The organism is Sporolactobacillus terrae DSM 11697 (genome assembly GCF_000648615.1).
GTDB classification, from domain to species: Bacteria; Bacillota; Bacilli; order Bacillales; family Sporolactobacillaceae; genus Sporolactobacillus; species Sporolactobacillus terrae.
This window is the reverse complement of record NZ_JFZC01000018.1, coordinates 1-6,780: the sequence shown is the minus strand read 5'-3', so window position 1 is coordinate 6,780 and position 6,780 is coordinate 1. Positions and strand designations below refer to the sequence as shown.

Below are 6,780 nucleotides of genomic sequence, written 5' to 3'. Positions count from 1 at the left end.
ATCACCAACCGGCAAATAATCCTGACTCAAAGACAAATCGTTGCGCAGCATCGCATAGGAACGCTGGTACTTTTCAGAATCCTCGTTATCGAGTCCAAAATTAGCTTTCACATAGGTTGTGATTGCTTGTTTGATCAAGGGATCAACCGTCTCAGCATTCACCTGGTCAGCTGACAAGCCGGCGCGAATTAAATCCCGCTGCGCCGCCGCAATCAGACTATCAATCTCAGTGTCAAAAGCGGCATTTGTGATTCGAAGTGATAACTTAATATCTGCCAGGAGCAAAATGCATCACTCCTTCAAATTTTTCAATTCTTCCAGTGCTTTCTTTTTGCCTTTGACATGCTCACCGTTCGGCAACTCATAAACCCCGCCGCCTAAATGCTTCAGTTCAGACGGAAGTTCCGTTTCATCAACTTCCTTGTCGTCTGCCTTTTCCTTCGTTGGCGTTTCTGCCGGCGCGTCCATCTCCAGGAATCCTTTCTCCTGCAAAAAACGGATCCGCTCAATATCCGATGATGGATAGATGGATCCGGATGAATATTCCTTCCTGGTTTCTTTATCAACAAACGCATTCAACACTTTCACGTTCATGGATGATTCCCCCTAATAAAAATTGAATGATCAAGCCTGAGGTGCTTTTTTAATCAGCAGCACGTTCTGCGCATCGGCCAGTTTGCCATCGGCAATCAATGTTGTCTTGTGTACCCATTCATCCGTATCTTCATCAAAATATTTCTTGTAAAGGAACTGCAGGTTCGAGTTCAGCACGTAATCCTGAAGATCAGCGAAGAACGCGAAAACACCGTCTTCTGCCGCACCGGTAAACGTTGGCAGATAATCTTCAACCACAATGACCTCGTAGCCAAGCAAACGACGTTGCGGACGTCCGTCAAGCCCATAATTAACCCGTGCAATCGGCTGGCCGGTCGTGTCCACCATGCCAAGGATATTTTTATCCCAGTCGGTTTTCGTCATGATCAGTGCCACTTTTCCTTCAGCAGAAAGCGGCAGCTTTGAAATGATTTCCGTCCACTTGTCGTACTTTTTCAGATCCGCTTCTACAACAGAGATGCTGTTTGTCACTTTAGGGTCATTAACGATACCAAGAGGCTGTTTCGTGCCGGTTCCGGTAACTACCGCTTTTTCAATCGCGATAATCATCGCTTCATAGACGTTGTTGACAATGGTCGATTCAAAGATATCCAGTGCAGCAGTATCCGCTTCAAGGGTGACCGCAACACGGCACTGCAGCTTGTTGTAGGTGAACGAAATATTACCGGTCGTTTTCTTCTGCTTGCTGGCAACGGTACCTTCATCTTGCCAGGTCGCAACCGGCTTGATGTTCGAAGTTGGGATCGACACGCCGCCGCGAATGTTCGACCGGAAGATGCGTGAGTAGAGCATGCCGGATGCCGTCATTTTTTCAATAATGCGATTGATGATCGTCTGCGGAATGACCGTGCCGATGTCTCCAGTTGCCGTGGTTCCGGCTTCACGGGTTTCCAGTACCTCTGACTTTTGACCACGCAGCACAAGATTCATAAAAGCTTTCCGGTATTCCATCGATCCAGTACCGACTTGTGTCTCACGCTGCTCACGCGCGCCAGCATTGAATGTTTCAATCGTTCTTGTTTCACCAGCAGGTTTTGTTCCATCATTGATTCCCTGCGCTTCATTGAGCAGACGCTGCCGTTTTTCGATTGCCTGTTGTTGTTCGTTCAGTTCGCGAAGTTCGTTTTCCAGCGCGTCCAGATCAACCGGATCCTCGCCTTCCAAAAGGGAGCGAATTTCTGTCTTTCGTTTATTAATTTCTTCAAGCGACTTTGCGCTAAAATACTGCAGGTTCAATGTGTTGCCAAGTTTATTCTTCTTTGCCATGGATCAGACATCTCCTTTATTGTTATAGATAGGTTGCTAGAATGAGCCTTTTTCGTAGCTCGCTCTTCTTACGCTGATTTACATAATCCTTGTATGGATCATTGCTCCTTGCCGCCACCTGACTGTCCGGATAAGCAGGAAATGCAACCGGGCTGATTTCAATTAAGCGTGCCTGGCTGATCGTGCGGACGATATTATCCGGATCCGATTCATCCCATTCCTCAACTTGCATCATGAATCCAAAGCTGACACCGTCCACATCGCCGCGTTTGATTGTTTCATAGGCATCGTTGCCAAGCTGCGTCTGTGGAAGGTCAAGTTCGAAACGCAGCCCTACATCATCCTCATACAGTCGGAGCGTGTCATTCTTCGTGCGCCCCAGTACCTTGGATGTATCATGACTCCACAGCGCACGCTGATCGTCATCAACCAAAGAACTCGTGAATGCGCCTTTGGCAAACTGCTCTCTGAACCGGTGCCAATAACCCATGCGTTCCGATTTCATATTCCACTTGACTGCGTATCCGGAGATTTGTTTGGCTCCGTCCTCAGCTTCCCGAATCTCTATCTTGTCCGTCGTCATTGATCGGGTCTCCGTCTTCTCCATCGTCATCACCCCCTTTAGTGACCGGCGCTGTATCGAGCCGGCGAATCGGCTTGTCCCCGCCTTCGATCGGTGTCAAATTAAATACAGAACGCCATTCATTTGGCGTCAGTGCACCGCGGTCAACCATCTGCAGCAGGTTCAATTTGGTTTTCATTGACGCATGCTGCAGGTTCGACGCTTCAAAAATGATTGAATTGCCAAAGCCGCGTTCCCGTCGCGAAAACAGCTTGCGTGTGTACTCGCCAGACAGCTGCATTGCCACTGGCTCAATCTCACTCTCGAAATAGGCGTTCCACTCGTCTTCGGTGTAGTCGCTCTGAATGATCTTCTGATTCGTATTAAAAAAGCTATGGATCCGCAACGTGGTTTCTTTCATTTGTTCCGCGTTGGGGACATAGCTTTCCGGTTTCACTTGTTCGAGTGTGTAGCGCGGATCTGCCGGAGCTGCCACGCGATTGTTTTCGATATTCAAATAATTATTGGTAAAATCATCGACCTGCTTCTGAATATCTTCCGGCTTCAGCACGCTGCTGAAATGGAGAATCCAGCGAATCATCGCGCTGTTCTTGATTGCCTTCACAATGCCCTGATCTGTAGTCGTCACGACCTTCATCAACGGCGCCAATGCTTCCCCTGGGCTGTCACCAAAGAAATCATCCTGGTTGAAATCCTTGCGCAGATGAATGATGTCCGTGTAGGGCACAGTCATTTTCTTTCCGTTACCGAAATAGAAAGTCAGAAACAGATCACCTAACGCGCCTTCGACGACCTCAACCGTTGTGCAAGGAATTGGATAAATCTCTGCCAGCATCCCCAGTTCATCGCGTTTGATATAAGCGAATGCATTGTTGTTCAGCTCCAGCTGGGTGGTCAGCTTTTCCTGCATCACTTGACCAGTCATCAAGGGATTCGGCTCCTCAAGTAAAAAACGGATATTCGAATCCGGATTGACTTTGAAGTCAGCGGCATTGTTCCGAACATGTTTAGCCACAAGCTTGCCGACTGCTTTTGCTTTCGGACGAATGCAGGACCGGACGATATCGCTTTGATACAGATTGCCGTTCCACTGATAAAAGCCGTTTCCGGCATCACTGATCATCTCAAAGCGCCGTTTTGTCCCACTCGACTGTGGCGCTCGCTTGCCAAATATTTTCTCAAACAGCCCCAATCAACCACCCCCTTTACGGTCAAATCATGTTCAGATAATCGTTCTTCTTTTCCTGCAGCACGACATAGGCATCAAGTAATGCTGCGGTACCGTCGATTCGGCGCCGCTGATTCTGCGTTTTGCACGGCTGAATGTTCAGGTTCTTGTCCACTTCGATTGCCGTATTCGAGAGGCACCATTTGTCGATCGGGTTGTTGTTGTAGACGATGATCTTTTTTTTGAGGTCTGCACCGAGCAATTTCATCGGACTGGATAATGTCTTTTTACCCTGAATGACCGGAACCATCGCGTCCTTGCCGAAATAACCCTGCATCTCCTCAACCCAATACTTAGCGCTCCAAGAATCGTAGCCGATCCACGGCAAATAAATGCCATAGTCATCACGAATTTCAAGGAACCATTCAGTCACGTATTTCGCGTGGACACTGTTCCCTGGTGTCGTTCGCAGAAAGCCTTGTTGTGCCCACAGATCATATGGAATCTTGTCCTCTTTGGCTCTCTGCTCAAGCAAATCTTCAGGAAGCCAATACATCTGCATCACATAAATGTGTGGATCGTTTGGTACCATGAAAATTGTTTTTGCCGCGGTCAAATCGGTCGTACTCGACAAGTCGGTACCGCCGATTCCATAGCTTGGATTCAGCGTTTTGACATCGAATGTCGTCTGATTGTTCAGCTGTTCAAAAGTCAGCCAGGCTTCGCTTGATGTCTCACGGATATCAAAATCTTTGCATAAGAGATTTTTGACCAGAATCGGATTTGCTTTTGCCTTATTGACTTTGCTACGCAGCGTGTCCAGTTTCTTAATCGTGCCGAGCCCCGGATTTGCCTTTTTCCAGGTCTTCGGATCCGTCCATTCTGCCCGATTGTCGAGTTCATAAATGATGGGAAGGAATCGGTCATCCTTATAGCCGTTCGGGTCATCCAATCCATTCAGCAACATCTCCCCTTCATCGTATTTCAGGTCATAGACCGCTTCACGTACAGTGCCTGCCGTGGTGATCATCAAAATCATTGGCTGCTCACGGGACGAGGTGCCGTCAACAATAACGTCATACAGATTCTTATCTTTCCATGCGTGAATTTCATCAAGCGATGCACCGTGAACGTTCAGACCGTCCAGCTTGTCACTGTCGCTGCCCAGCGGTTCAAACGTGCTGTCATTAAAATCCGCGCGCAATTCCTTCACGAGTGGTGTGATCCGCTTGCGAAGTACCGGAGATTTCTTGACCATCTTCTTGGATTCTGACCAGACGATTTTCGCCTGTTTCTCCTTTGTGGCCACCGCATAGACTTCCGCGCCACCTTCGCCATCCGCCACCTGCAGGTAGAGACAAATACCTGATGAAAGTGTAGACTTACCATTCTTTCGGGCAACGACCAGCAGCACTTCACGATATTTCCGCGTGCCATCAATCTTGTGAATAAAGCCAAAACTCGCCGCAAGAAATGCCTTCTGCCAAAGTTCCAAATCAATGGGCTGACCCGCCCACTTGCCTTTTGATTGCCGGCAGTAGTTTTCGATGAACTCAATAACGTGATTGGCACGCGCCGGCGAATACTCGTACACTGATTCTTGGTCAAAAACATCATCGGCCAGTTTTTTATAAATCCTCCTGACCTTATCGCCAACCACTTCATCGCCACGTTCAATCTTTTCCCAGTAGTCAAGAATTGGGTTATAGGCAAGCGGATATTGTTTTCTCAGACTCATCTGCTATTCACGAATTCATCGAATCCATCGCTTTCCTCAGGCTCATCCTTAGGGAGAAGGCTCATGAGCTTGTCTGTTGCCGCCGTATAACGGTTGATCATGGCGTTATATGACTTCTGCGCCGGGTTTTCCACGAGCATCCGCTGAGCACCCTGAACCAGCAAATAGGTCGGTCCCTTGGTTTTGATCGTGTCTTCAAGGATACCGAGCGTCACCGTCATAAAAGCGACCCGCTCAATTAAGCGCTGGGCCGCTTTCTTTTTATCTTCCGCTATATTCTTGAAAATCTCGGTTAATCGGTCGATTTCGGACTGAATCAACGCATCTTGTTTTTTCTTGCTCAATTTCGCCATAAATCTGATCCCCCCCTCATGTGAGATGACCTGCGTGTTCATTTAATCTGGGGCTAACGGTTACGGTGACATAGGAAGAAAATAGAAAATGGGGGGGCTATGACTGCACCAATTCACCATATTCATTGAAGTGAACGCCTTCCATTGTCACTCCATACTTCTCATTGTGCTCTCTGTTGTGGCAGTCCTGGCAAAGCAATTCAAAATGCAGATCATTCAACGTGATCATTGGCTCATTGATGTTCTGTGGATTCAGTACAATCTTATGATGAACAATCTTGCCAGGCTTGCCGCATCGTTCACAGATGCCATGCTTCTTCTTGTAGTAAGCATCCCTGCATCGTCTCCACTGCTTGGATGCATAGAACTTCTTTGCCCACTCTTGCATCTTCATCACGTCCTAAAAAATAACCCCTACACTAATAGTGCAATTCGTATGACGAGTTCACCTCAATACCTATTCTGTTCAACTCGCTAAACGCTTGAAAGCCTTGATCTATCAGGCTTAAAAAATATTTTTGATATGAGTTCACGCTAATACTATTTATGGTGAAGTGAGTAGAAAGCTAGATTAATTTGACCTTGTCCACAGACCGATCAATCTGGTCTTGTGTGATGCCGATGTAACGTAATGTGATCTCAGGCTTCGAATGATTGAACAGTTCCTGCAGTATGGCCACATCATGATTGACCTTGTAGTGATGATAGCCAAACGTTTTGCGCAGCGTGTGTGTGCCAATCTCCTGCAGGTGACATGCCTTGGCTGCATCATTGAGAATCTTGTACGCTGTTGACCTGCAGATTGGTTTGTTCTTTCCCTGCCGGCTTTTAAAAATGAAGTCACCATCATGCAGCTGATCCGCAAACGGTACCACGTACTTCTTGATATAGCCAGGTATCTTGAAGCGCTTGGTCTTCTTCGTTTTCTTCTCAATGATCGTAATATGAGGCTTATAAAGATCTTCTTTCTTCAAGCGCAGAAGGTCAGATATTCGCAGTCCAACACAGATACCAAGCAAGAAGATCATAAAGTCACGTTCGGATCTGCTTCTCAAAT

Annotated in this window: 9 protein-coding genes; all 9 read right to left on the bottom strand. The window is 47.3% G+C overall.

Features of this window, described 5'->3' with window-relative positions:
- Positions 1–285 (bottom strand): head-tail connector protein (locus AA84_RS0102800; protein ID WP_028975927.1); only part of this gene is annotated, 285 nt, incomplete at its 3' end.
- A gap of 6 nt (positions 286–291) precedes the next feature.
- Positions 292–594: a hypothetical protein gene (locus AA84_RS0102795; protein ID WP_028975926.1), complete on the bottom strand. Its 303-nt coding sequence runs from the start codon at positions 592–594 to the stop codon at positions 292–294.
- A gap of 30 nt (positions 595–624) precedes the next feature.
- A complete protein-coding gene (locus AA84_RS0102790) occupies positions 625–1,881 on the bottom strand; it encodes a phage major capsid protein (protein ID WP_051577790.1) in 1,257 nt (418 codons plus the stop codon).
- Positions 1,882–1,903: 22 nt separating this feature from the next.
- Complete coding sequence (locus AA84_RS0102785) at positions 1,904–2,488, bottom strand: HK97 family phage prohead protease (protein ID WP_028975924.1); 585 nt, start codon at positions 2,486–2,488, stop codon at positions 1,904–1,906.
- A complete protein-coding gene (locus AA84_RS0102780; protein ID WP_028975923.1) occupies positions 2,430–3,656 on the bottom strand; it encodes a phage portal protein in 1,227 nt (408 codons plus the stop codon). The genes AA84_RS0102785 and AA84_RS0102780 overlap by 59 nt, the downstream gene beginning before the upstream one ends.
- Positions 3,657–3,675: 19 nt before the next feature.
- Positions 3,676–5,364 (bottom strand): terminase large subunit, encoded by a 1,689-nt coding sequence (locus AA84_RS0102775; RefSeq protein ID WP_028975922.1) that lies wholly within the window; start codon positions 5,362–5,364, stop codon positions 3,676–3,678.
- Between the two features lie 2 nt (positions 5,365–5,366).
- Positions 5,367–5,723, bottom strand: a complete 357-nt coding sequence (locus AA84_RS0102770; RefSeq protein ID WP_028975921.1) for a hypothetical protein — start codon at positions 5,721–5,723, stop codon at positions 5,367–5,369.
- Positions 5,724–5,820: 97 nt separating this feature from the next.
- Positions 5,821–6,111 (bottom strand): HNH endonuclease family protein, encoded by a 291-nt coding sequence (locus tag AA84_RS0102765; protein WP_028975920.1) that lies wholly within the window; start codon positions 6,109–6,111, stop codon positions 5,821–5,823.
- 178 nt (positions 6,112–6,289) lie between these two features.
- Positions 6,290–6,778, bottom strand: a complete 489-nt coding sequence (locus AA84_RS0102760; RefSeq protein WP_051577789.1) for a tyrosine-type recombinase/integrase — start codon at positions 6,776–6,778, stop codon at positions 6,290–6,292.
- Between the last annotated feature and the right edge of the window lie 2 nt (positions 6,779–6,780).

Excerpts from the sequence above, each read along its gene's own strand:
- AA84_RS0102795 (WP_028975926.1), bottom strand. The coding sequence starts at position 594 with ATGAACGTGAAAGTGTTGAATGCGTTTGTTGATAAAGAAACCAGGAAG.
- AA84_RS0102790 (WP_051577790.1), bottom strand. The coding sequence starts at position 1,881 with ATGGCAAAGAAGAATAAACTTGGCAACACATTGAACCTGCAGTATTTT.
- AA84_RS0102785 (WP_028975924.1), bottom strand. The coding sequence starts at position 2,488 with ATGGAGAAGACGGAGACCCGATCAATGACGACGGACAAGATAGAGATT.
- AA84_RS0102770 (WP_028975921.1), bottom strand. The coding sequence starts at position 5,723 with ATGGCGAAATTGAGCAAGAAAAAACAAGATGCGTTGATTCAGTCCGAA.
- AA84_RS0102765 (WP_028975920.1), bottom strand. The coding sequence starts at position 6,111 with ATGCAAGAGTGGGCAAAGAAGTTCTATGCATCCAAGCAGTGGAGACGA.